Annotated in this window: 22 protein-coding genes; 9 read left to right on the top strand and 13 right to left on the bottom strand. The window is 72.8% G+C overall.

Going from position 1 to position 23,229, the window contains the following annotated elements:
* Window positions 1-12: 12 nt before the first annotated feature.
* Genes ACQ393_RS02610 through ACQ393_RS02620 form a run of 3 tightly spaced genes read left to right on the top strand, consistent with a single transcriptional unit; the run spans window position 13 to window position 3,966 of the window.
* Window positions 13-2,106 carry a beta-galactosidase gene (locus ACQ393_RS02610; RefSeq protein WP_430645261.1) on the top strand — a complete coding sequence of 698 codons (2,094 nt, stop codon included), beginning with the start codon at window positions 13-15 and terminating at the stop codon, window positions 2,104-2,106.
* A gap of 34 nt (window positions 2,107-2,140) precedes the next feature.
* Window positions 2,141-2,872, top strand: a complete 732-nt coding sequence (locus ACQ393_RS02615) for a ThuA domain-containing protein (RefSeq protein ID WP_430645262.1) — start codon at window positions 2,141-2,143, stop codon at window positions 2,870-2,872.
* The gene (locus ACQ393_RS02620; RefSeq protein WP_430645263.1) at window positions 2,869-3,966 is read left to right on the top strand and encodes a glycerate kinase; all 1,098 of its coding nucleotides are present in this window, start codon (window positions 2,869-2,871) and stop codon (window positions 3,964-3,966) included. The genes ACQ393_RS02615 and ACQ393_RS02620 overlap by 4 nt, the downstream gene beginning before the upstream one ends.
* A 122-nt stretch (window positions 3,967-4,088) precedes the next feature.
* Here the strand turns inward: ACQ393_RS02620 and ACQ393_RS02625 are convergent, their stop codons facing one another.
* From ACQ393_RS02625 to xylA, 3 genes are all read right to left on the bottom strand, one after another.
* Window positions 4,089-4,358 (bottom strand): hypothetical protein, encoded by a 270-nt coding sequence (locus tag ACQ393_RS02625; RefSeq protein WP_430645264.1) that lies wholly within the window; start codon window positions 4,356-4,358, stop codon window positions 4,089-4,091.
* 195 nt (window positions 4,359-4,553) lie between these two features.
* Window positions 4,554-5,969, bottom strand: coding sequence for a xylulokinase (xylB, locus tag ACQ393_RS02630; RefSeq protein WP_430645265.1), 1,416 nt, complete (start codon window positions 5,967-5,969; stop codon window positions 4,554-4,556).
* Window positions 5,970-6,087: 118 nt separating this feature from the next.
* Window positions 6,088-7,278: a xylose isomerase gene (gene xylA, locus ACQ393_RS02635; protein ID WP_430645266.1), complete on the bottom strand. Its 1,191-nt coding sequence runs from the start codon at window positions 7,276-7,278 to the stop codon at window positions 6,088-6,090.
* Between the two features lie 123 nt (window positions 7,279-7,401).
* Between xylA and ACQ393_RS02640 the strand changes: the two genes are divergently transcribed.
* Both ACQ393_RS02640 and ACQ393_RS02645 read left to right on the top strand, forming a co-directional pair.
* A complete protein-coding gene (locus ACQ393_RS02640; protein WP_430645267.1) occupies window positions 7,402-8,436 on the top strand; it encodes a LacI family DNA-binding transcriptional regulator in 1,035 nt (344 codons plus the stop codon).
* Between the two features lie 111 nt (window positions 8,437-8,547).
* Window positions 8,548-9,828, top strand: coding sequence for a low temperature requirement protein A (locus tag ACQ393_RS02645; protein WP_430645268.1), 1,281 nt, complete (start codon window positions 8,548-8,550; stop codon window positions 9,826-9,828).
* A gap of 10 nt (window positions 9,829-9,838) precedes the next feature.
* Here the strand turns inward: ACQ393_RS02645 and ACQ393_RS02650 are convergent, their stop codons facing one another.
* Window positions 9,839-10,555 (bottom strand): response regulator, encoded by a 717-nt coding sequence (locus ACQ393_RS02650; RefSeq protein ID WP_430645269.1) that lies wholly within the window; start codon window positions 10,553-10,555, stop codon window positions 9,839-9,841.
* Complete coding sequence (locus tag ACQ393_RS02655; RefSeq protein ID WP_430645270.1) at window positions 10,552-11,712, bottom strand: sensor histidine kinase; 1,161 nt, start codon at window positions 11,710-11,712, stop codon at window positions 10,552-10,554. Before ACQ393_RS02655 ends, ACQ393_RS02650 begins: the two co-directional genes overlap by 4 nt.
* Before the next feature lie 171 nt (window positions 11,713-11,883).
* Here ACQ393_RS02655 and ACQ393_RS02660 point away from each other — a divergent pair, with 171 nt between their 5' ends.
* Window positions 11,884-12,642, top strand: coding sequence for a hypothetical protein (locus tag ACQ393_RS02660; RefSeq protein WP_430645271.1), 759 nt, complete (start codon window positions 11,884-11,886; stop codon window positions 12,640-12,642).
* Between the two features lie 68 nt (window positions 12,643-12,710).
* On the opposite strand, the gene ACQ393_RS02665 is transcribed toward ACQ393_RS02660, so the two are convergent.
* Entirely contained in the window at window positions 12,711-13,964 is a 1,254-nt protein-coding gene (locus ACQ393_RS02665) for an MFS transporter (protein WP_430645338.1), read from the bottom strand.
* 163 nt (window positions 13,965-14,127) lie between these two features.
* Between ACQ393_RS02665 and ACQ393_RS02670 the strand changes: the two genes are divergently transcribed.
* Window positions 14,128-14,637, top strand: coding sequence for a MarR family winged helix-turn-helix transcriptional regulator (locus tag ACQ393_RS02670; protein ID WP_430645272.1), 510 nt, complete (start codon window positions 14,128-14,130; stop codon window positions 14,635-14,637).
* A 63-nt stretch (window positions 14,638-14,700) separates the two neighbouring features.
* Here the strand turns inward: ACQ393_RS02670 and ACQ393_RS02675 are convergent, their stop codons facing one another.
* The 7 genes from ACQ393_RS02675 to ACQ393_RS02705 form a co-directional block, all read right to left on the bottom strand.
* Window positions 14,701-15,186, bottom strand: coding sequence for an SRPBCC family protein (locus ACQ393_RS02675; protein WP_430645273.1), 486 nt, complete (start codon window positions 15,184-15,186; stop codon window positions 14,701-14,703).
* Complete coding sequence (locus ACQ393_RS02680) at window positions 15,183-15,497, bottom strand: hypothetical protein (RefSeq protein WP_430645274.1); 315 nt, start codon at window positions 15,495-15,497, stop codon at window positions 15,183-15,185. The genes ACQ393_RS02675 and ACQ393_RS02680 overlap by 4 nt, the downstream gene beginning before the upstream one ends.
* Before the next feature lie 121 nt (window positions 15,498-15,618).
* Entirely contained in the window at window positions 15,619-16,014 is a 396-nt protein-coding gene (locus tag ACQ393_RS02685; protein ID WP_430645275.1) for a RidA family protein, read from the bottom strand.
* A gap of 80 nt (window positions 16,015-16,094) precedes the next feature.
* Window positions 16,095-18,431: a glycoside hydrolase family 3 N-terminal domain-containing protein gene (locus tag ACQ393_RS02690; RefSeq protein WP_430645339.1), complete on the bottom strand. Its 2,337-nt coding sequence runs from the start codon at window positions 18,429-18,431 to the stop codon at window positions 16,095-16,097.
* A 119-nt stretch (window positions 18,432-18,550) separates the two neighbouring features.
* Complete coding sequence (locus tag ACQ393_RS02695; RefSeq protein WP_430645276.1) at window positions 18,551-19,441, bottom strand: carbohydrate ABC transporter permease; 891 nt, start codon at window positions 19,439-19,441, stop codon at window positions 18,551-18,553.
* A complete protein-coding gene (locus ACQ393_RS02700) occupies window positions 19,438-20,469 on the bottom strand; it encodes a carbohydrate ABC transporter permease (protein ID WP_430645277.1) in 1,032 nt (343 codons plus the stop codon). Before ACQ393_RS02700 ends, ACQ393_RS02695 begins: the two co-directional genes overlap by 4 nt.
* 7 nt (window positions 20,470-20,476) lie before the next feature.
* Window positions 20,477-21,769, bottom strand: a complete 1,293-nt coding sequence (locus tag ACQ393_RS02705) for an ABC transporter substrate-binding protein (RefSeq protein WP_430645278.1) — start codon at window positions 21,767-21,769, stop codon at window positions 20,477-20,479.
* Between ACQ393_RS02705 and ACQ393_RS02710 the strand changes: the two genes are divergently transcribed.
* Both ACQ393_RS02710 and ACQ393_RS02715 read left to right on the top strand, forming a co-directional pair.
* Entirely contained in the window at window positions 21,726-21,917 is a 192-nt protein-coding gene (locus ACQ393_RS02710; protein WP_430645342.1) for a hypothetical protein, read from the top strand. The two genes, ACQ393_RS02705 and ACQ393_RS02710, sit on opposite strands and share 44 nt — an antisense overlap.
* Entirely contained in the window at window positions 21,914-23,104 is a 1,191-nt protein-coding gene (locus ACQ393_RS02715; RefSeq protein WP_430645279.1) for an ROK family transcriptional regulator, read from the top strand. Before ACQ393_RS02710 ends, ACQ393_RS02715 begins: the two co-directional genes overlap by 4 nt.
* The last annotated feature ends 125 nt before the right edge of the window (window positions 23,105-23,229 follow it).

Consider the following 23,229-nt stretch of genomic DNA (forward strand, 5'->3'; position numbering starts at 1 on the left):
GGCATGATTCCGATGTGCGGCGGCGAGCCCGAGGCATCCGCCCCGCCCCTGATACTCGACGAGGAGACCGACGTGCACTACGGCGCCGACTACAACCCCGAGCAGTGGCCCGAGGAGATCTGGCCCGAGGACGTCGCGCGCATGCGCGAGGCGGGCGTCACCATGGTGAGCCTCGGCATCTTCTCGTGGTCGCGCATCCAGCCGCGCGAGGGCGAGTTCGACTTCGCCTGGCTCGACCGGGTCATCGACCTGCTGCACGAGGGAGGCATCGCCGTCGACCTCGCGACCGCGACCGCGTCGCCCCCGCCGTGGGCGACCGCCGCGTACCCCGAGATGCTCCCGCAGGACGAGGACGGCGCCACCTACTGGCCGGGCAGCCGCCAGCAGTTCGCGCCGTCGTCGCCGGTCTACCGGCGCCTCGCCGGCGAGCTCGTCACCGCGCTCGCCGAGCGGTACGCGCACCACCCGGCGGTCGTCATGTGGCACGTGAACAACGAGTACGGCTGCCACCTCAACGCCGACTACTCGGATGCCGCGCGCGACGCGTTCCGCCGCTGGCTCGCCGATCGCTACGGCGACCTGCATGCGCTCAACGAGGCGTGGGGCACGAACTTCTGGTCGCAGCGCTACCAGTCCTTCGACGAGGTGTTCCCGCCGCGCAAGGCGCCCTACTCGCGCAACCCCGGGCAGGAGCTCGACTTCCGCCGGTTCACGAGCGACATGCTGCTCGAGTGCTACCTCATGGAGCGCGAGATCATCCGTGCGGCCGGCGCGACGCAGCCCATCACGACGAACTTCATGGGCGCGTTCAAGCCGGCGAACTACGCCCAGTGGGCCGAGCTCCTGGATGTCGTCAGCGACGACTGCTACCCCGACCCGAACGACCCGGAGTCGTTCCGCGCGGCGGCATTCCAGCGCGACCTCGTCCGCTCGCTGAAGCCCGACGTGCCGTGGATCCTCATGGAGCAGGCGACGAACGCCCTGAACTGGCGGCCGGCGAACGCGCCGAAGGCCCCCGGGCAGATGGCCGCGCTCAGCGCGCAGGCGATCGGGCGCGGCGCCGACGGCATCCTGTTCTTCCAATGGCGCCAGTCCCGGGCGGGTGCCGAGAAGTTCCACTCCGCGATGCTGCCGCACGCGGGCACCGACACGCGCACCTGGCGCGAGGTCGTCGCGCTCGGCGAGACGCTCGCCGCGCTGCCCGAACTCCCGAGCGGCGAGGCGACGGCCCGCGACGCGCGCGTCGCGCTCGTGTTCGACTGGGAGAACTGGTGGGCCGTCGAGGCCTCCGACCACCCGCAGAACGCGCTCGACTACCTCGCCATCATCCAGCGGTGGTACCGCGCGCTGCACCGCCGGCACGTGCAGGTCGACATCGTGCCGGCCGCGCGCGTCGGCGAGGGCTACGACGTCGCGATCGCGCCGCTGCTCTACCTGGTGCGCGAGACGGATGCCGCCGCGCTCGCGTCGTTCGCCGAGGCCGGCGGGCACCTGCTCGTCGGGCCGTTCAGCGACGTCGTCGATGAGGCCGACCGGTTCCGCGTCGACGGGTTCGCGACGCAGCTCGGCCCGCTCTGCGGCATCCGCATCGAGGACTTCGGGGCGCTGATGGCGCCGGATGCCGCGGCCGCGACGCCGGGGGAGCGGGTCGCGCCGTTCGCGGCCGACGAGCAGTCCGGGTCGGATGCCGCCGGCCCGGCCCTCGCGGGATCGGGCACGCTGCTCGCCGAGGAGGTCCACGTCGTGGGCGGCGACACCCGCGTCGAGGCCGCCTTCACCGCCGGCCGCCGTGGCGGAGACCCCGCGCTCACCGTGCGTCTGATCGGGGCCGCGGGAGGTTCGGCGCGCTACCTCGCGACCGTCCCGGACGAGGCGGGCGTGCAGTCCGTCGTCGACCACCTGCTCGCCGCATCCGGCGTCGACCCCGTCATCGCCGGCCTGCCCGAGCACGTCGAGGTCGCCCGCCGCGGACGACTCGTCACGATCGTGAACCACGGCGGCCCCGCGGCATCCGTCGACCTCACCGGTACCGACGCCGTCACCGGAGATCGCGTCGAGCGCGTCGAGCTCGGCGCGTTCGAGTGGGCCATGGTGCTCGCCGACTGAGCGCCGTACGATGCAGCGGAGCGAGGAGGTTCCCATGCGCGCGCTGATCCTGAGCGGGGCGGGGCGGTACGCCGACCCGTGGCATCCGTATCCCGAGACGAGCGCCCGGCTCGCCGGGCTCGTCGCGGCGTCCGGGTACGAGGCCGAGGTCCGGGAGGACGTGGATGCCGCGCTCGTGGCGCTCGGCGAGGACATCGGGCTGCTCGTGGTGAACGCGGGCGATCCCGAGCGTCCGCGTGCGGACGGCGAGACGCGGGCCGAGCGCACGGGCGCCGCCCCCGACGTCGACCCGACCGCCCTCGACGCCGCGCTGGATCGCGGCATCGGCATCCTGGTCATGCACTCGGGCGCTGCGAGCCTCCGCGACTATCCCGCCTTCGATCGGGCGATCGGCGGGCGCTGGGAGCGCGACGTGTCGTGGCACCCGCCGTTCGGCGAGGCGCAGGTGCACCTCGTGGGCAACCATCCGGTCCGCGACGGGCTCGACGACTTCACGGTCGAGGACGAGCGGTACAGCGGGCTCGTGCTGCACGACGTGATCGAGCCCATCGCCGAGCACGAGGAGGACGGCATCCGCCACCCCCTCGCCTGGGCGCGTGAGGTCGGACGGTCCCGACTCGTCTTCGACGCGCTCGGCCACGACGCGCGGTCCTACGACTCGGCCGGGCACCGCGCGCTCATCGCGAACGCGCTCGAATGGCTCTCCCACGTGCCCGCGCCGACCCGTGCCGACCAGCCCATCCCGCAGGCCGGCGGCACCGCGTGAGCCGCCGGATCGTCCTCGCGCCCGACTCGTTCAAGGGCACCGCGACCGCTGCGGACGCCGCCGAGGCGCTCGCGCGCGGCTGGCGCTCGGTCGCACCCGCCGACGAGGTCGTGCCGAAGCCGATGGCCGACGGCGGCGAGGGCACGCTCGACGCATTCGCCGCGGCCGTGCCCGGCGCCGAGCGCGTGCCGGTCACCGTGCAGGGGCCCGACGACCGGCCGGTGGATGCCGCGTGGCTGCGGCTGCCCGACGGCACGGCGCTCGTCGAGCTCGCCCTCACCAGCGGCATCACGCTGCTCGACCCGCTCCGTCCGCTCGATGCGCACACGGTCGGCTTCGGGCAGGCGATCGCCGCCGCACTCGAGGGTGGTGCGACCCGACTCCTGCTCGCGATCGGGGGGAGCTCGTCGACCGACGGCGGCACCGGCGCGCTCGCCGCGCTCGGCGCGCGATTCCTCGACGCCGACGGATGGCCGGTCCCGAACGGCAACCGCGGGCTCGGGGCGATCACGAGGGCCGACCTGTCGGGGCTCCGCGAACGGCCGGCGGATGGCGCGGCGATCCTGTCCGACGTCACCAACCCGCTGTTCGGGCCGTTCGGCGCCGCCGCGATCTTCGGTCCGCAGAAGGGGGCGCCGCCCGAGCTGATCGAGCCGATGGAACGCAACCTCGGCCGGCTCGTGCGTGCGCTGCCCGATCGGGCGGCGTTCGCGGACGCGGCCGGCGCGGGAGCAGCCGGCGGCACCGGATTCGGGCTGCTCGTGTGGGGCGCGCACATGGCGGGGGGAGCCGGTGCGGTCGCCGATGCGATCGGGCTCACGGCCGCGCTCGACGGTGCGTCGATCGTCGTCACGGGCGAGGGCCGGTTCGACGGCCAGTCGGCGGCCGGCAAGGTGCCCACCGAGGTCGCCGCGCGAGCGGATGCCGCGGGTGTGCCGGTCGCGCTCGTCGCCGGCGCCATCGATGCGGACACGTCGCGGTTCGCGGCATCCGCGTCGCTCACCGACCTCGCCGGCGGCGGGGCGGCTGCGATGTCCGAGCCGCTGCGCTGGCTCGAGGCCGCCGGGGCGCGGCTGGCGCGCGCGCTCGGCTGAGGCGCGCGCCCTCAGCTGAGGCGCGCTCGCTCGGCGAAGCGCGCTCGCTCGGCGACGGCGCGCGGTCGGGCCCGGTCGCCGTGCGAGGCGCGGGCCGACCGGCCGAGTGGTGGCCGGCGGCGTCAGACCCGATGCGGCCCGGGGTGCGGCTTGGGGTGGTGGCCCTCGTCCGAACGCGCGTAGTCGCCGTGCTCCTCGGACGCAGGGTGCGTCTCGGGGTGCTCGGCGGTCGACGTGTAGTCACCGACGACGGTCTCGTCCTCGTCGACGCCGTCGGTGCGCGTGTACTCGCCCTCGACCGTCCGCTTCTGGGCGGACTCGCCGTCGACCTCGGTGTACGTGCCCTCGACGTCGTCGGGGTCGGGTCGCTGGACCTGATCGGATTCGGACATCGTCATCCTCCTGCCTCGTCGGCCGGGCGTCGTCACGGGGCGACGCCCATTCGCCATCGTAGGCCGCGACGCCCGCCCTGGACAGTATCGAGCCGCGCCGGTGCGCCGGTGCGCCGGTGCGGGACCCCGTCGGGCGGAGTGCGAAGCCGGCGGGCCGGCGCCGGGCTCCACCCCCGCCGCCGGTCCGGCCGGAGTTCAGGGGAGGTTCGCGCGAACGCCGCCCGCGGCCGCCGCCGCGTACTGCTCGCGGATGACCGCGCGCGTGTCCGGCGCGAGTTCGGCGGCCACGGCGACGGGCCAGGCGGGCCGGTCGCCGGTGAGCGCCCACGCGGCCTGGCGTGCGGCGCCGTCGGCGACGTACTCTCCCGGCTCGGGCACCACCACGGGCGCGTCGAACACCTGGGCGGCAACCGCCCGCACGGCGGGATTCTGCGCCGCGCCGCCGATGAGGAGCACCCGCGTCGACTCGACGCCCTGGGAGCGCACCGCGTCGAGGCCGTCCGCGAGTCCGCACAGCATGCCCTCGACGGCGGCGCGCGCGAGGTTCGCGCGGTTGGCGTTCGCGAGCGTCAGGCCGGTGAGGGATGCCGTTGCATCCGGCAGGTTCGGTGTCCGCTCGCCGGCGAAGTACGGCACGAGCACCGCACCGCCGGCGCCCGGCGACGCCTCGAGGGCGAGCCGGCCGAGTCCGGCGTGGTCGACGTCGAGCATCCGCGCCACGACGTCGAGCACCTGGGCGGCGTTGAGCGTCGCGATGAGCGGCAGCCACGACCCGGACGCGTCGGCGAACCCGGCGACGGTCCCCGAGGCATCGGCCACGGGGGCATCCGTCACGGCGAACACCGTGCCGCTCGTGCCGATCGACACGACGACGTCGCCCGGGGCGGCATCGAGCCCGAGCGCTGCGGCGGCGTTGTCGCCGGCGCCGGGGCCGACGAGGATCCCGTCGGGCGTGCGGCCGGCCGCCTCACCGGGGCCGAGCACGCGGGGGAGGATCGCGTCGTGCCCGAGTGCGCGCACCAGGAGGTCGCGGTCGTATCCGTCGGCGCCCCAGTACGCGGTGCCGCTGGCGTCGGACCGGTCGGTGGCGAGTTCCTCCAGGACGGGCCCGAGCGGCGACTCGCCGGCCGGCCCGTATCCGCGGAGGCGCCAGGTCAGCCAGTCGTGGGGGAGCGCCACCGCCGCGACGCGAGCCGCGGCATCCGGTTCGGCATCGCGCAGCCAGCGCAGCTTCGTCGCCGTGAACGACGCGACCGGCACGACGCCCGTGCGCTCCGCGTACGCGGCCGCGCCGACCTCGTCGATCAGGTCGCGCGCGGCCTGCGCCGAGCGCGTGTCGTTCCAGAGCAGGGCGTCGCGGATGACGCGGCCCTCGGCGTCGAGCACGACCATGCCGTGCTGCTGACCGCCGACCGAGATCGCCTCCACGCCGTCGAACCCACCGGCCTCGGCCACCGCGGTGAGGAGGGCGCCCCACCACGCTGCGGGGTCGACCTCGGTGCCGTCGGGGTGGGCGGCGCGGCCGGAGCGCACGAGCGCCCCGGTCGCGGCATCCCGGATCACGACCTTGCACGACTGCGTCGACGAGTCGACTCCGGCGACGAGGGTCATCGCGTTCTCCTTGTGTGGTGGGGTCCTCGAGTGATACACCTCGCGCCGAGTGATACCGGTGCAGCAGTAACACTCGGCGGACGGTGTATCACTCGGCCGGCTCGGCAGGCGCGGTCGGTCAGCGCGCGCCCAGCAGGTGCTCGGTCGCGAGCTGCTGCAGGCGGACGAAGCCGGCGCCCTTGCCGCCGAGGTAGGCGTTCGCGTCGAAGTCCTCGAACGCCGAGCGGTCTGCGAGGAAGTCGTCGTAGGTCTCGCCCGGGTTCAGCGTCGGCTGCGCGAGCTCGTCGACCTTGGCCGCAGCGAGTGCCTCCTGCACCTCGGGGTCGGCGCGGAACGCCGCGGCCCGCTCCTTGAGCAGCAGGTAGGTGCGCATGTTCGCGGCGGCCGACTCCCAGACGCCGGTCTCGTCCTCGGTGCGCGACGGCTTGTAGTCGAAGTGACGCGGGCCGTCGTAGGCGGGGACGCCGCCGGGGCCGCCGTTCTCGAGCAGGTCGACGAGGGCGAAGGCGTTGTGCAGGTCGCCGTGGCCGAACACGAGGTCCTGGTCGTACTTGATGCCGCGCTGGCCGTTGAGGTCGATGTGGAAGAGCTTGCCGTGGTACAGCGCCTGCGCGATGCCCGCGGCGAAGTTCAGGCCCGCCATCTGCTCGTGCCCGACCTCGGGGTTGAGGCCGACCAGCTCGGGGCGCTCGAGCGAGTCGATGAACGCGATCGCGTGCCCGAGGGTCGGCAGCAGGATGTCGCCGCGCGGCTCGTTCGGCTTCGGCTCGATCGCGAACCGGATGTCGTAGCCCTTGTCGGTCACGTAGTCGCCGAGCAGGTTCACCGCCTCGCGGTAGCGCTCGAGCGCCTGGCGGATGTCCTTGGCCGAGTCGTACTCGGCCCCCTCGCGGCCGCCCCACATGACGAAGGTCTTCGCGCCGAGCTCGGCGCCGAGGTCGAGCTGGCGGAACACCTTGCGCAGTGCGAACCGACGCACGTCGCGGTCGTTGGCGGTGAAGCCGCCGTCCTTGAACACGGGCGCCGAGAAGAGGTTGGTGGTGACCATCGGCACGATGAGGCCGGTGTCGGCGAGCGCGTCCTTCAGGCGCTCGATCTGCTTGTCGCGCTCCGCGTCGGACGAGCCGAAGGCGAACAGGTCGTCGTCGTGGAAGGTGAGGCCGTAGGCGCCGAGCTCGGCGAGCTGCTCGACGACATGCACGACGTCGAGCGCGTTGCGGGTCGGACCGCCGAACGGGTCGGTGCCGTTGTAGCCCACGGTCCAGAGGCCGAAGGAGAACTTGTCGTCGCGGGTGGGCGCGCTGGCCATGAGATCCGCCTTTCAGCGTCATCGATGATTTGTTGGCAAGAGAAACATAACCCTGCGGCATCCGCGGCGCAAGTCGCCGGGGCGGTGCGGGCGAATGAAACTTTCGCGATTACAATTCGAAACATGACAACGGATGCCGCGCCCGAGCGCGTCACGCTCGCCGACATCGCCGCCGAGGCCGGCGTGTCCCTCGCGACGATCTCGAAGGTGCTGAACGGCCGGTCGGATGTCGCGGCAGCGACCCGAGCGCGTGTCGAGCAGGTGCTCGCCGACCGCGGGTACCGGCGACGCGGCGGCGGCCGCTCCGAGTCGCGCGCCGAGCTCATCGAGCTCGTCTTCCACGAGCTCGACCCGATCTGGTCGATGGAGGTCATCGACGGGGTCGAGTCGGTCGCGAAGCAGCACGGGCTCTCCGTGGTGCTGACGGTCAGCGGCACCCGCCACTCGCCCGACCCCGACTGGGTCGAGGGCGTCATGCGTCGCCGACCGGTCGGCGTCGTGCTCGTCTTCAGCGACCTGGCGCCCGAGTACCACGAGCAGCTGAACTCGCGCGCGATTCCGTTCGTCATCGTCGACCCGGCCGGCGATCCCTCGCCCGACGTGCCGTCGGTCGGCTCTGCGAACTGGTCGGGCGGGCTCGCCGCGACGCGGCATCTCATCGAGCTCGGCCACACGCGCATCGCCGCGATCACCGGCCCGGCCGACATGATGTGCTCGCTCGCGCGCATCGACGGCTACCGGTCCGCCATGAACTCGGCAGGGCTGCCGATCGACGAGGAGTGGATCCGGTTCGGCGACTTCCACGTCTCCGGTGGGCGCGATCGCGCCCGAGAACTGCTCGACCGCGACATCCGCCCGACCGCGATCTTCGCCGGAAGCGACATGCAGGCGCTCGGCGTGCTCGAGGCGGCGCGCGAGCGCGGCATCCGCGTGCCCGAGGACCTCTCGGTCGTCGGCTACGACGACATCCCGCTCGCGCGCTGGCTCACGCCGAAGCTGACCACCGTGCACCAGCCGCTGCGGCGCATGGGCGAGGAGGCGGCGCGACTCGCCATCCGCCTCGCCGAGGAGCCGCTCGACGCGAGTGCGCCGACGCCGCGCATGGACCTCGCGACGAGCCTCGTCGTGCGCGACAGCACGGCGGCGCCGTCGGCCTGACCCCGACGCGCCGCGCACGATGCCTCGGCTCGCAGACCTCCGACCATCGGCCCGACGCGCCGGCGCGCCGCGGCTGTGGTGGATCCGACTCGTGCTCCCTATCCTGATCGCGTGTCTGCTCTCGAGCCGGTGGACGAGCGCGTGCGGCCGCACGGGCTGCGACGGATGCTGGGCCGTGACCCCCACGAGCGCCACCGCTCGGTCACGCCGCTCGAGCTGCTGTTCGACCTGACCTTCGTCGTGTCGTTCTCGCGCGCCGGCGACGAGCTCGCGCACTACGTGGCGGAGGGACACGTCGCCACGGCCGTGTGGGGGTTCGTGTTCGTGCTGCTCTCGGTGTGCTGGGCGTGGATCAACTTCACGTGGTTCGCCTCGGCGTTCGACACCGACGACTGGCTGCAGCGCGGCCTGACCATGGTGCAGATGATCGGCGTCATCATCCTGGCGCTCGGCATCCCGCCGGTCTTCGAATCGATCGACCGTGGCGAGCCCTTCGACTTCGTCCTCGTGGCCGTGGGCTACGTGGTGATGCGGGTCTCCCTGGTGCTGATGTGGCTGCGCGTCGCCGCGCAGGACTCCGCCTATCGCCGGGTCGCCGTGCGATACGCGGTCTTCAACGTCGTGATCCAGGCCGGATGGCTCGCGCTCGCGCTCGCCCAGCCGGAGGACCGGAGGTTCCTCATCGCGTCGATCGTGATCCTCTGGATCGCCGAGTTCGCGGGCCATCCGTATGCCACGAGGGGCGTGACGGACGAGCACCACGGCTGGCAGGGGACCCCGTGGAATCCCCGGCACATCGCCGAGCGCTACGGGCTCATGGTCATCATCACGCTCGGCGAGGTGATCCTCGGCACGGTCACTGCCGTCGCGGCCGTCGTCGCGCATGTCGGCTGGAGCGGGGAGGCGATCCTCATCGTCATCGCCGGCACGGGTCTCACGTTCGGCATGTGGTGGACCTACTTCATCCTCCCGTCGGCACCGGTGCTCGCCCGGCATCGCGAGCGCAAGTGGGCGTGGGGATACGGCCACATCGTGCTGTTCGGCGCGATCGCCGCGGTCGGAGCCGGGCTGCACGTCGCGGCGTACGCCGCCGAGGGGGAGACGAGCATCGGCACGACCGGGGTCGTCCTCTCGGTCGCGATCCCGGTGTTCGTGTTCACACTGTCGTACTTCGTGCTCTGGTCGATCCTCTTCCGCGCGGTCGACGCGTTCCACGTCCTGCTCGCTGCCGGCATGACCGCCTTCCTGGTCGCCGGCGTGGCCCTCGCGATGCTCGGGGTGCCGATGGGGTGGTGCCTGTTCGTGGTCATGCTCTCGCCGTTCGTCGTGGCCGTCGGCTACGAGACGGCGGGCTACCGGCACGTCGAGGCCGACGTGCGCCGCGAGGGCTGAGGCGGGCGGTTCAGCCGGCGAGGCCCGCTTCGTAGGCGATGATCACCGCCTGCACACGGTCGCGCGCGCCGAGCTTGGCGAGCAGCCGTCCGATGTGCGTCTTGACGGTCGTCTCCGAGATGAACAGGTCGTCGGCGATCTCGCCGTTCGTCCGGCCCTGCGCGACGAGGGCGAGCACGTCGCGCTCGCGATCGGTGAGCGCGGCGACGAGGTGCGATGGGGCGGATGCCGCGTCCGGCCGCGGTCGCCCGACGAACGTCTCGATCATCCGACGGGTGACGCTCGGCGCGAGGAGGGATTCGCCCTGGTGCACCGCCCTCACGCCGGCGACGAGCAGCTCGGCCTGCACGTCCTTCAGCAGGAATCCGCTCGCGCCCGCCTGCAGCGCGTCGAAGACGTACTCGTCCAGGTCGAAGGTCGTGAGCATGACGATCCGGACGGTCGTGCCGTGCTCCTCGACGATGCGCCGCGTCGCCTCGATCCCGTCGGTGCGCGGCATCCGCACGTCCATCAGGACGACATCGGGTTCGAGTGCGCGGACCGCGGCGATCGCCTCCTCGCCGTCGGCGACCTCGCCGACGACGTCGAGGTCGGGCTCGATCTCGAGGATCATGCGGAAGCCGGTGCGCACCAGTGCCTGGTCGTCGACGACGAGCACGCGGATCGCGTCGCCCTCCGAACCACCCGGGTCCGGCGACGGATGCCGCGTCGGCTCGGCCGCGCTCATGCGGTCTCCCACGGCAGCTCGGCCGACAGCTCGCAGCCGCCGTCGTCATGCGGACGCACGAGGAGTGAACCGCCGTACAGCGCGACCCGCTCCCGCAGCCCGGCGAGCCCGCTGCCGCCGCCTTCGGAGTGCGGGTCGGAACCCGAGCCCGACCTCGAGGCGTCGAACCCGGCGCCGTCATCGCGCACGCGCAGGCGCAGCGCAGTGTCGCCGAAGTCGACGTCGACGTGCGCGTGGGTGGCGCCCTCGGCGTGCCGCAGCGCGTTCGTCAGGCCCTCCTGCACGAGCCGGTAGGCCGTGACGTCGAGCGCGGCGGGGAGCTCGCGCTCCTCGCCGCTGACGGACACCGAGACGGGGAGGCCCGCCGCCGTCACGCGATCGGCGAGTCGATCGAGGTCGCCGAGACCGGGTGCGGGTTCGCGCTCGGCGGCTTCGTCGGTGCGGAGCACGCCGACGAGCCGGCGCATCTCGACGAGTGCCTCCCGGCCCACGGACTCGACGGACACGAGTGCCTGGCGCTCGACCTCCTGTTCGGGCGCCAACCGCCGACGCACGGCCGCGGCCTGCACGATCATGACCGACAGGCCATGCCCGACCACGTCGTGGAGCTCACGCGCGATCCGGTTCCGCTCCTCGGCGATCGCGCGCGACTCGCGCTGCGCGAGCGCCGCACGTCGCTGTTCGCGGACCTGCACCGTCGTGCGCAGGAGCGCCCCGACGAGCCAGGCGATCACCCACGGGGCGAGCCACACGACGGCGTCGAGCTGGTCCGAGAACGAGGCGTTCAGGGGGTCGAACCAGGACCACCCGAACCAGAGCACCGCACCCATCGCGACGCCGAGCAACGACCGTGGCATCGACTCCAGCCGGCCGACGGTGTAGACCGCGACCAGCGGGGCGAGCAGCACCGCGTTGCCCTCCGGTGAGCCGAAGATCGCGAACTCGATGAGGTACACACCCGTCACTCCGGCGAGCACCCCGAGCGGATGCCTCCGGCGGAACAGGAGCAGGCCGGCTGCCACGGCGAACGCGACCGATCGAGCCCATTCCGGGCCCACCGCGTTCGTCGTGCCCACGCCGGCCCAGACGTCGAGCTGCGCGACCACGAACACGACCGCGGCGACCGCGATGTCGATGCCCCCGATCCTCGCCTGCACGTGGGGATGCTACGCCCGACGGGGCCCGGAGGGCATCCTCCCGTGGGAGGACGCGCCGGTTCGTCCCGTGGTCCACGGAGTCGATGCCGCGGCACGACGCCCGCGACATCCGCTCGCCCTAGTGTCGGCGCCGACCGCACCGCATCGCACCACCATCGAAGGAGAGCGACCATGACCGACCGCACCACGCCCAGCGCGTCCGGGGCCATCACCACGACCGGCGCGACCCCGGGCCTCGCCGCAGCGACCACGACGCTCGACGCACCGACCGCCGGGCAGCGTCCCGGCGCCGTGCCGGCCGTCCCGGCCCGCCGAGCCCGAGTGATCGCGGTCATCGCGTGGGTCATGGCCGCGATCGGCACCGTCGGCGGGCAGCTGCACGCGCTGTCGCGCGTCGCCGCCCACCCGGAGGACCTCGAGTCGCCGCTGGTCGCGGCGTGGGCGCCGCCGGCGATCGACGCGCTCCAGCCGCTCCTCGACTGGGGCGACCCGACGCTCGTCTACTGGACGTACGGCAAGATCTGGCTGCCCGTCGGGCTGGCCTTCCTCGCCGCTGCGATCCTGGCCTACCGTGCCCGCGGCCCCGTGGGCGGCGAGCGGATGCTCTGGCGCGTGCAGCTCGCCGCGTACGGGCTCCTCGTGCTCGCCCTCGCCGGCGACTACTACACCCCGTGGACGGACTCGTTCTTCCTGGTGGGCCTCGTCGCGTTCGCCGTGATCGGCCTCGGCGGCATCCCGCTCGGCATCGTGCTGCTGCGGCGCGGGTTCCGCCCGCGCACGACCGCCTGGCTGCTGATCGCGATGCTGCCGTTCTTCTTCGTCATCACCGAGGTCACGTCGATGGGCAGTGCCATGCTCCCGCTCATGTGGGGCTGGGCGCTCGCGGCGGAATCGGTCGCGCGACGCGCGGTCGCGCCATCCGTCGTCTGATCGGCCCGGCCCGCGGCGCGGCGCTCGGGACGTCCCGCGCGCCGCGCCGGCGCGCCGGCCCGGCGCACTCAGGCCCCGCCTGCGACCGGGATCGGCCGCGTGAGCGGCGGCTCGGCGATGCGGCGCGACGCGAGCGCCCGGTGCACCCGCCACGCCGCGAACACCGCGAGCACGCTCACGCCGAGGTGCATCCAGAGGAACCCGTCGACGAGGCCGGCGCCGAGCAGCACGCCCGCGACGAGCGGCCCGGCGGCGGTGAACGCCGTCTGCAGGGCCGCCATGGTGCCGAGCGTCTGCCCGACCATTCCCTTCGGTGCGAGCGACGCCGTCAGCGGGTTCAGCACGGGGCTGTAGATCGTCTCGCCGACCGCGAAGACGCCGTACGTCATCACGAAGATCGCGGATGCGATGCCTGGCGCGAACTGCGCCGCCGAGAGGCCGAGCCACGAGACGACCCAGATCGCGCCGACGGCCATGAGCAGCACGGGCGCGCTGCGCTTGGCGGTCAGGCGCACCATGACGACCTGGATCGCGACGATCACGAGGCAGTTGACGGCGGCCGCGGTGCCGATCACGGTCGGGTCGACGCCGAGCACGGTGATCCCGTAGGCGGGCAGGCCGGATTCGAACTGCGCGTAGAACCCGAGCGCGAGCGTGATCGTCACGATCGCGGTCCAGCGCAGCGCCGGGGTGGTGAAGATCACGCGAAGGATGCCGCGCGATCGCGCCTCGACGGCGCGGATCGAGCCGGTCGGGTCGGCCGCGAAGTCGGTCGGCACCGCCGCACCGCGGCCGGCGAGCCAGATGATGGCGGATGACACCGCGAACCCCGCTGCGGCCATGAGGAAGCCGACGTCGAGCCCGTCGTGCCGGTCGAGGTCGACGAGGAGCCCGGCGATGAACGCGCCCGCGGCCATGCCGAGCGACTCGCCCGTGAACTTGTAGGCGAAGACCTTGCGGCGGTCGTCGCTCGACGACCACTGCAGCGCGAGTACCTGCTTCGCGGGAGACGAGGCCGACAGGCCCATGCCGAACACGAGCATGCCCGCGAGGAACGCGGCCGGCCCGTCGGCGAGGATGAGCGACGCGGCGCCGGCAGCGGCGACGAGCTGTGCGACGACCGCGACCCGCACCGGTGGGAACCGGTCGCTGAGCCGCCCCGCGAGCGGTGCGGCCACGAGCGCGCCGACCGAGAACAGCGAGGCGGCGCCCGCGGCGACGAGTGCGCCCCAATCCCGTGTCTCCGCGGCATAGGCGTACTGGTAGGGCAGGATCCCGCCCCATCCCAGGGAACCGATGCTCGAGGCGAGGACGAGCAGCATCGCGCGCACGGGCGCACTCCTTTCGCGTGGTTGATGGCCGAACGATCGACGACGGATGCCGCGGCCGGCCGCCGCGGCGACACCTCCGCCGCGCTTGGCTTCGGTGTCGAATACTTCGATGTCGAAATCTTAGCAACCGAAAGACGTGTGCGAGAATTCCCGCATGGCGAGACGCGGGCCGAGTGCGGCCGAGGAGCAGGACCGCAGGGCCGTGGCGGCCTATGTGGCGGCGGGCGGCGAGGAGTCGGTGCAGCGCGTGATCACGGCCGTGCAGGGCCTCTCGCGCAAGCTCGACCAGTGGTATGCCAGGCAACTCGCCGACCTCGACATCACCGCGGGCGAGTGGGCCGTGGTCGCGACGCTCGCGAAGGACGGCGGCGCGCTCACGCCGAGCCAGCTCGCCGACCTCACCAACGTCGCCCCCTCGTCGATGACGCACCGGCTCGACAAGCTCGTCGAGCGCGGCTTCGTCGAGCGCACGCCCGACGCCGAGAACCGCACGCGGATCCTCGTGAAGCTCACCGAGCCCGGCTGGGAGTTCTTCGGCCTCGCGATCCGCGGTTCCGACGTGGTCGAGTCCGACGTGCTGCAGGATCTCGGGGACGCCGAGCGCGAGGAGCTCGCGCGCCTGCTCGAGGTCGTGATCGCCCGCCTCGACGACGTGGACGCCTGAGCACCGACGCGCCGCGACGAGCACCGACGAGCGCGCCACGCGGTGACGCGCGTGCGCCTCCGGTCAGACCGGATCCGGCATCGCGCCGCCCGACGCCAGGTGGTCGAGGATCGCCGTGCGCCATTCGGCGAGGTACGCCGCGTAACCGTCGGCGAAGCGCGCGAGGTCGGCCGCGGCATCCGTCGTCGTCGCGGTGAGGTCGTACGCGACGCGCACGCGGCATCCGCCCTCGATGTCGTCGAGCTCGACCGTCACGGTGCCGGCCGTCCACCGCTCGGCCACGCGCGCGTAGCGCACGCCCCGGCCCGGCTCGCAGTCGAGCACGATCCAGGTCGTCAGGCGGTCGCGGTCGTCGCGCGTCTGCCACACCGTGCCGATCTCGAGGTCGTCGGCGTCGTGAACGAAGAAGCTCGGCACCCAACCCGGCACCCAGAGTTCCTCGCCGCGCGCGGTGAACAGCCGGAACGCGGCACGCCGCGTGAGCGGCAGCTCGAACTCGTCGCGCAGTACGGCACGCCGGCCGACCGATCCGCCCGCGCCGCCGGTCATCGCTCGACCTCCTCGGCGCTCGGGAACCGCCAGCGGTGCGGGCGGTCGGCGATCCGGTCGCCGCGGAGGCGACGGTCGACGTAGACCATGACGAGGCCCGCAGCGATGAGCGCGGCGCCGAGCGGCGCGAGCGTCGTCCGCGCGATGGCGAGGATGATCTCGACGACCACCACGGCCGCGCTCCACTCGGCCGTGTTCACGGCCCACCAGGCACTGAGCGCGTAGGGCGCCGCGGCGATGAGGAAGCCACCGGCCAGGGCGATCGCGATGCCCCACCAGATGACCGTCTTGGGCATGGATTCCGTGGTCATGGCGCTCCTCGTCGCTGGCGTCGCGTGCACCGCCACGGTATCGCGCGTCGGGTCGATCGGGGGTGGTACTCCGGCCGATCGGCGCGGAGCACGTGCGGCTCGTGCCGACCCGTCCGCCGGTCTACTCGGACGGCGGGATCGCCGCGACCGCGTCGACCTCGACCAGCGCGCCCGGCTTGGCGGGCGCGACCATGAGGACCGTCACGGCCGTGCGGTTCGCGCCCCAGACCGCCGCGCTCGCGGCGAACCCGTCGCCGGGGTCGATGCCCGGCGCGAGGTGGATCGTGAGCTTCACGACATGCTCGGGCCCGGTGCCCGCGGCCGCGAGCACCGCGAGCACGTTGCGGAGCGCCTGCTCGGTCTGCGCGCGGAGGCCCTTCAGCAGGGCGCCCGAGGCATCCGTGCCGTTCTGGCCGCCGACGAAGAGCAATGGGCCGGCCGGAGCGATCATGCCCTGCGCGAAGGCGGGGCTCGTCGGGAGCGCCTCGGGGTCGACCGGCGTCACGTGCGTGCTCATGCGGAGCTCCTCTCGGGTCGTTCCGAGTGTGCCGCATGCATCCGACATGACGCCGGCCGGCCCCGGCGGTCACGCCGGAGTCATGCACCCACCCGGTCGATCTCGACGGTCGGGTGCAGCGCGCGACGATGGTCGACCACGCGCACCGGGCCCGCCAGGCGCACTGAGTGCGCCGACACCAGGTCGCCGCTCGAGCGCCCGACCGAGAGGACGATCTCGCCCGGTTCGACGATGCGCTCGCCCGTGCGGGAGGTGAAGGAGGCGAGATCGGCCGGCACGGTGAACCGCACCACCGCCGCCTCGCCCGCCGCCAGCTCGACCCGGCCGAAGCCGACGAGCCGCTGCACGGGCCGCACGACCGACGCGACGGGGTCGTGCAGGTAGAGCTGCACGACCTCGGCGCCCGCGCGCTCGCCGAGGTTGCGCACGCGCAGGCGCACCGTGGCCGCGCCGTCGGTCGCGATCGACGTCTCGCCGCCCGCGAGCTCCGACCACTCGAACGTCGCATAGCCGAGCCCGTGCCCGAACGGGAACGCCGCCGTCGGGTCGACGTTCGACACGTCGCTCGCCCGCGCGAGCGGCGCCGCGAGGTACGTCGTCGGCTGGGCGCCGGGCGAGGCCGGGATCGACACCGGCAGGCGCCCGCTCGGGTTCACGCGGCCGCTCAGCACGCCCGCGATCGCGCCCGCGCCCTCCTCGCCGGCGAAGAACGCCTGCACGATGCCCGCCGACTCGGACACCGCGCGGCCGAGCGCGTACGGTCGCCCGGCGAGGAGTGCCAGCACCGTCGGCGTGCCGGCGTCGAGCACGGCGTCGACGAGCGCCTGCTGCGCACCGGGCAGCGCGAGCGTCTCGGCGTCGCAGCCCTCGCCGCTGGTGCCGCGCCCGAAGAGCCCGGCCCGGTCGCCGAGCGCGAGCACGACGACGTCGGCGGATGCCGCGAGCTCGACCGCCTCGGTGAGGCCGTCGGTCTCGCCCCCGTCGACGCTCGTCCCGACCGCATGCCGGACCTCGCTGCCGGGGAACTCCGCCCGGAGCGCCTCGAGCAGGCTCGGGATGCGGATGCCCATCTCGACGCCGGGGTGCTGCGTCACGACGTGCGTGGGGAACGAGTAGCAGCCGAGCATCGCGTACGGGTCGTCGGCGTTCGGGCCGATGACCGCGATGACGCGCGGCACGTCCGCGCCGTCCGCGGCGAGCGGCAGGGTGCCGTCGTTGCGGACCAGCACGACGGCGCGCTCGGCGAGCTCGCGCGCGAGCGCGCGGTTGCCGGGAGGGTCCAGGTCGATGCGACCTCGGAGCCGGTCGGCGTGCGCGCCGTCGGCGTCCGCGAGGTCGGCGTCGGCGAGGCCGAGCCCGGCGAGCGCGGGCGGAACGGACGACCAGCCGGCGTCGAGCAGGCCGAGCTCGGCCTTCTGCCGCAGCACCCGGCGGAGGGCCGTGTCGATGAGCTCCATCGGCACCGCGCCCGTCGAGACGGCCGCGCGCAGCGGTTCGCCGAACGCCTTGACCGTCGGCAGCTCGACGTCGATGCCGGCCTCGAGCGCCGCGGCCGCGGCATCCGCCCACGTGTCGGCGACGCCGTGCAGCAGCTTCAGGAACGCCACCGCGAAGTAGTCGGCGACGACCGTGCCGTCGAAGCCCCACGTCTCGCGCAGCAGCTCGGTGAGCAGCCGGCGGTCCGCCGCCGACGGCACGCCGTCGAGGTCGGAGTACGAGTTCATGACGCTGCGCGCGCCGCCCTCGCGGACGGCCATCTCGAACGGCGGCAGCAGCACGTCGCCGAGCTCGCGCGGCCCGATCGAGACGGGCGCGAGGTTCCGGCCTGCCTTCGAGGCCGAGTACCCGACGAAGTGCTTCAGCGTCGCGACGACGCCGGATGCCTCGAGCCCGCGCACGTACGCGGTGCCCACCGTGGCCACGAGGTACGGGTCCTCGCCGATCGTCTCCTCGACCCGGCCCCAGCGCGCGTCGCGGACGACGTCGAGCACGGGCGCGAGGCCCTGGTGCACGCCCACCGAGCGCATATCGCCGCCGATTCGCCGCGCCATCCGCTCGACGAGCGCCGGGTCGAACGACGCGCCCCACGAGAGCGGCACCGGGTAGGCCGTCGCGCCCCACGCGGCGAAGCCCGCGAGGCATTCCTCGTGCGCGGCCGACGGGATGCCGAGGCGGTTCGCCCCGACGATGCGCTGCTGCATGCGCGCGAGCGAGAGCGCGCCGACCGCGGCGTCGACCGGGGCCGTGCCGAACGGGCGGGTCACCTGGCCCAACCCCGAAGGGAGCAGCGCGTCGAGGTCGACGTCGTCGTTCAGGTCGTGCTGGTGCGGGGCGACGTCGCCGCCGCCGTCGTCGGACGCGCCGACCCACACGCCGTAGAGCTGCGCGAGCTTCTCGTCGAGCGTCATCTCGGCCATGAGCGCGGACACGCGCGCGTCGATCGGTCGCGACGCGTCGCGCCACGCGGCATCCGTGGCCTGCAGGGTGTCGCCGTGCGTCGTCGCCCCGTCGAACGGGGTCGAGCCGTCGAGCGCGGTCATCCCTTCACCGCCCCCGTGAGGCCGCCGACGATCCGGCGCTCGAAGACGCTGAAGAAGATGAGCGCGGGGATCATCGAGAGCGACGTGAACGCGAGCACCTTCGCCGTGTCGACGGAGTACTCCGACGAGAACGCCTGCACGCCGAGCGGCAACGTGAAGGCCGCCTGGTCGTTGAGGATGAACAGCGGGAGCAGGTAGCTGTTCCAGCTGCCGACGAACGCGAGGATGCCGACGGTCACCACACCGGGGATCGAGAGCGGCAGCACCATCCGCCAGAAGAAGCCCAGCCGGCTGCAGCCGTCGATGGCGGCAGCCTCCTGGATCTCCTCGGGGATCGCGCGCAGGAACGGCACCAGGATGATGATCGTCACCGGGAGTGCGAACGCGATCTGCGGCAGGATGACGCCGCCGAGCGAGTTCATGAGCCCCAGCGAGCGCACGACGATGTACAGCGGCGTGATCGCCACCGTGAGCGGGAACATCAGGCCCGCTGCGAAGAGGGCATACAGCGCCCCCCGCCCCGCGAAGCGGTAGCGCGCCAGGACGAAGCTGGCCATCAGGCCGAGCACGATCACGCCGAGCGTGGTGGCGAGGCCGACGATGGTGGAGTTCAGCACCTCGCGCCAGAACACCTCGCCGGTCAGCACGTCGAGGTAGTTCACGAAGACCCACGGGTCGGGCAGTCCCGACGGGTCCACCGTGATCTGCGAGTTCGTGCGGAAGCCGCCGATGATGATGTAGGCGATCGGCGCGAGCATCACGCCGATCACGAGCACGGCGACGAGGTAGACGATCGGGCTTGCGGCCCGCAGGCGCGGCGACGTCGATCGCCGTCCGCGTCCGTCGGCGGGGAGCACCGCGGCCGCGGTCTCGGGATAGGCGGTCATCGCTGGAACCGGCCCTTCTTCTGGTCTCCGGTGATCGCGCCTTCGGTGTCGCGTCGGAGGACGAATCGCTGGTAGACGAGTGCCACCACGAGCGAGATGACGAACAGGACGACGGCGACGGCGTTGCCGTAGCCGAAGTTGCCGGCGTTCCTGCCCTCGGACACCATGTACGTCGCCATGGTCGAGGTGCCGGCCGTGGAGGCGACGTACTGGCCCCAGATGATGTACACGAGGTCGAACAGCTGGAGCGATCCGATGATCGACAGGAAGGCCCAGATCCGGAGCGTCGGTCCCATCAGCGGGAGCGTGATGTGGCGCTGGATCTGCCAGAACGACGCGCCGTCGATGGCGGCCGCCTCGTTGAGCTCCTCCGGGATGCCCTGCAGGCCCGCCAGGAAGAGGATCACGGCGAAGCCGATGTACTTCCAGGTGATGATGCCCATGAGCGTCCAGATGGCGAGGTCGGGATTGCTCAGCCAGTCCTGGGCCAGGAAGCCGAGGCCCATCTTCTCGAGCAGGTCGTTGACGGCGCCGTTGGTCTGGAGCATCAGGCTCCAGCCGGTGCCGACCACGACCTCCGCGATCACGTACGGGACGAAGATGAGGACGCGGATGATCGACTGGCCGCGCATGCGGCGATTGAGGAGCAGTGCCAGCAGGAACGCCGCGGGCCCCTGGAGGACCAGGGAGAGCACGACGATCGTGAAGTTGTGCAGGACGGCCTCCTGGAAGGCCGGGTCCTGGAGGATCGTGACGTAGTTCCGGAATCCGATGAAGTCGGTGGGCGGTCCGTAGCCCTTCCAGCTGAAGAAGCCGTAATAGGCGGCCATGACGACCGGGAAGATCACCAGGCCGAGGAAGACGATCAGTGCCGGTCCGACCATGAGGGCGATCTCGAGCCGAGCGCCCCAGCCCGCGCCGCGACGGCGCCGGGGGGACGGGGGCGCCGCCTGGGCGACGCCCCCGTCGTGGTGCGCGGGCCCTGCCGGCACGTCGATCTCCGTCGCAGAGTCCACGCGAGCGGTCATCGCCGGATCACTCCTTGGCGGCGGCCGCGTCGACGGCCTCGATGATCTGCTCGGGCGAGCCGCTTCCCGCGAGCATGTCGACGACCGCGACGTTCAGCGCGTTGCCGACGTTCTGCCCGTAGACCGTGTCGAGCCACTGCGACGCGTACGGCGCCGCGTTGTACGCCTCGAGGATCTGCTGCAGGTACGGCTCGGTGACCGCCTCCTGGGCGACCGTGTTCACAGGCGGGGCGTTGAACGCCTCGTAGTAGGCCTGCTGCACGTCGGCGGTGCCGATGTAGTTGAGGAAGTCGACGCACGCGTCGGGAGCGTCCACGGAGCACGAGTAGCCGTCGACGCCGCCCATCATCGAGCCGGGCTCGCCGTCGCCGCCCTCGACCTCGGGGAACGGGAACCACGCCAGGTCGGGCAGCGGCTGCTGGTCGGGCGTGAGCGAGGCGATCACGCCCGGGTCCCAGGCGCCCATGAGCTCCATCGCGGCCTGGTGGTTGGCGACGAGACCGGCCGAGCTGCCGGCGCCCTGCTGGGCGGACGTGGTCAGGAAGCCCTCGTTGAAGGGCTCGGTGGCGGCGAACTCCTCGAGGTCCTCGCCCGCGCGGATCCAGCACTCGTCGCTGAAGTCGCGCTCGTCGGCGGCCTGGGCGAGCGTGTCGGGGCTGCACTCGCGGAGGGCGAACCAGTAGTACCAGTGCGCTGCCGGCCACGCGTCCTTCGCGCCGAGCGCGATCGGGGCGACGCCCGTCTCCTTCAGCTTCGCGACGGCGTCGTCGAGCTCGTCGATGGTCGTCGGGTTCTCGGCGATGCCGGCCTCGTCGAAGAGGTCCTGGCTGTAGAACAGTCCGCCGGGCAGCACCGCGATCGGCATGGCGTAGACCTTGCCGTCGAGCGTGTTCGCCGAGTAGGCGGCGTCGGGGATCTCCTCGGCGGCGGCACCGGCGATGCCGTCGGTGAGGTCCTTCAGCTGCCCGGCCTCGACCATGGCGGCCATCTTGCCGCCGCCGCGCTGGAGGAAGATGTCGGGCGCGTCGCCCGCGTTGAGTGCGGTCTGGAGCTTGCCGTCGAGGTCCTCGTTCTGGATCGCCTGGATGTCGATCGTGACCCCGGGGTTGTCGGCCTCGAAGTCCGCGACCGTCTGCTCCCAGAACTCCTTGCCGGGGCCGGTCGAGGCGTTGTGCCAGAGCGAGAGCTCGACGTCTCCGCCGTCCTCCGAGTCTCCCGCACCGCATCCCGCGAGGGCGCCGACTGCGAGGAGGGCGGTGCTTCCGATCACCGCGATCCTGCCGATGCTGCGTCTGTTCATCTTTGAACCTCTCGAAATTTTCGACTTCAACGTCGAAAGTGATGTGGACGTGTCGAATATACGCGCTGGCCGATATGCGGTCAAGCGCAACAAATCCGGCGCGCGTGCGTCCGTTCGCGTGTCCGCGAACCTAGAGTGGTGCGCGTGACCGACCGCAACGGAAGCGCCGGGAGCTTCGACGGGGTGCATCGACGCAACCTCGCGAGGATCCTCGGCCTCGCGCATCTCGAAGGCCCGCTGTCGCGTGCCCGGATCACCGCGCTGACCGGGCTGAACCGCTCGACCGTCGCCTCCCTCGCCGGCGAACTCGTCGAACTGGGGCTCGTCGAGGAGCGCGCGCCCGACCCCACGAACCGGGTCGGCCGGCCCTCGCCCGTCGTCGCCGCCCATCCCGGCGTCGTCGCCGTCGCGGTGAACCCCGAGGTCGACGCCGTCACGCTCGCCGCGGTCGGACTCGGCGGACGCATCGACGTGCGCGAGCGGATCGAGCTCGACGACCTCGTGACGCCCGAGCGCACCGCACTGCTCGTCGCCGACGCGATCCGGCGCTGGCGCGAGGGGCCCCTCGCGCACGCCCGGTTCGCGGGCGTGGGGCTCGCCGTCCCCGGCCTCGTCCGCGCCGCCGACGGACTCGTGCGGTTCGCGCCGCACCTCGAGTGGCGCGAGGCGCCGGTGCGCGAGGTCGTCGAGGAGGCCACCGGGCTGCCGGCGTCCGTCGGCAACGACGCGAGCCTCGGCGCCCTGGCCGAGCATCTCTTCGGCGCCGGTCGCGGCGTCGACGACCTCGTCTACCTCAACGGCGGCGCGAGCGGCATCGGGGGCGGGCTCGTCGTGCACGGTCGCGCCGTGGGCGGGCACAGCGGCTACGCGGGGGAGTTCGGGCAGAACCGTCCGGGCATCGCCGCGCCGGGGGACCGCCGTGCCGACGGCGGCGTACTCGAGGACGAGGTCGGGCGCGCCAGGCTGCTCGAGGCGGTCGGGCTCCGATCGGCCGACGAGCCGACGCTCGCGGGCGCCATCCGCTCGGCCGTCGACGCGGGCGACCCGGCGATCGCCGACGAGCTCGATCGCCAGCGCCGGATCCTCGCGACCGCGCTCGCGAACGCCGTCAACGTGCTGAACCCGTCGCTCGTGATCCTCGGCGGATTCCTCGCGACGCTCGCCGAGCAGGATCCCGACGCGCTGCGCGCCGCGGTCGCCGCCCAGGCGATGCCCGCGGCGATGGAGGACGTCGAGGTCGTCGTCGCCGCCCTCGGCGAGGACCGCCTCATGATCGGGGCCGCCGAGCTGGCGTTCGCGCGCCTCCTCGCGGACCCGCTCTCGGTCGCGCGCTGACGCCCGTACGGGCCCGTACTCGGAATCCGAATGCCGCTCGGCTTGCGCCGACCGGGGGTCCACCCGGTACACTCGAAGTTCAGTCGAATCGATTCGAGGCCGAGATGGCCGAGATCGCTCCCGGC

The sequence above is a fragment of the Agromyces sp. GXS1127 genome (assembly GCF_050565425.1).
GTDB lineage: Bacteria > Actinomycetota > Actinomycetes > Actinomycetales > Microbacteriaceae > Agromyces.

Excerpts from the sequence above, each read along its gene's own strand:
- ACQ393_RS02675 (WP_430645273.1), bottom strand. The coding sequence starts at position 15,186 with ATGACCGGCGGCGCGGGCGGATCGGTCGGCCGGCGTGCCGTACTGCGC.
- ACQ393_RS02690 (WP_430645339.1), bottom strand. The coding sequence starts at position 18,431 with ATGGCCGAGATGACGCTCGACGAGAAGCTCGCGCAGCTCTACGGCGTG.
- xylA (WP_430645266.1), bottom strand. The coding sequence starts at position 7,278 with ATGGCCAGCGCGCCCACCCGCGACGACAAGTTCTCCTTCGGCCTCTGG.
- ACQ393_RS02685 (WP_430645275.1), bottom strand. The coding sequence starts at position 16,014 with ATGAGCACGCACGTGACGCCGGTCGACCCCGAGGCGCTCCCGACGAGC.
- ACQ393_RS02625 (WP_430645264.1), bottom strand. The coding sequence starts at position 4,358 with ATGTCCGAATCCGATCAGGTCCAGCGACCCGACCCCGACGACGTCGAG.
- xylB (WP_430645265.1), bottom strand. The coding sequence starts at position 5,969 with ATGACCCTCGTCGCCGGAGTCGACTCGTCGACGCAGTCGTGCAAGGTC.
- ACQ393_RS02660 (WP_430645271.1), top strand. The coding sequence starts at position 11,884 with ATGACCGACCGCACCACGCCCAGCGCGTCCGGGGCCATCACCACGACC.
- ACQ393_RS02640 (WP_430645267.1), top strand. The coding sequence starts at position 7,402 with ATGACAACGGATGCCGCGCCCGAGCGCGTCACGCTCGCCGACATCGCC.
- ACQ393_RS02615 (WP_430645262.1), top strand. The coding sequence starts at position 2,141 with ATGCGCGCGCTGATCCTGAGCGGGGCGGGGCGGTACGCCGACCCGTGG.
- ACQ393_RS02670 (WP_430645272.1), top strand. The coding sequence starts at position 14,128 with ATGGCGAGACGCGGGCCGAGTGCGGCCGAGGAGCAGGACCGCAGGGCC.
- ACQ393_RS02705 (WP_430645278.1), bottom strand. The coding sequence starts at position 21,769 with ATGAACAGACGCAGCATCGGCAGGATCGCGGTGATCGGAAGCACCGCC.
- ACQ393_RS02610 (WP_430645261.1), top strand. The coding sequence starts at position 13 with ATGTGCGGCGGCGAGCCCGAGGCATCCGCCCCGCCCCTGATACTCGAC.
- ACQ393_RS02700 (WP_430645277.1), bottom strand. The coding sequence starts at position 20,469 with ATGACCGCTCGCGTGGACTCTGCGACGGAGATCGACGTGCCGGCAGGG.
- ACQ393_RS02665 (WP_430645338.1), bottom strand. The coding sequence starts at position 13,964 with ATGCTGCTCGTCCTCGCCTCGAGCATCGGTTCCCTGGGATGGGGCGGG.
- ACQ393_RS02650 (WP_430645269.1), bottom strand. The coding sequence starts at position 10,555 with ATGAGCGCGGCCGAGCCGACGCGGCATCCGTCGCCGGACCCGGGTGGT.
- ACQ393_RS02680 (WP_430645274.1), bottom strand. The coding sequence starts at position 15,497 with ATGACCACGGAATCCATGCCCAAGACGGTCATCTGGTGGGGCATCGCG.
- ACQ393_RS02695 (WP_430645276.1), bottom strand. The coding sequence starts at position 19,441 with ATGACCGCCTATCCCGAGACCGCGGCCGCGGTGCTCCCCGCCGACGGA.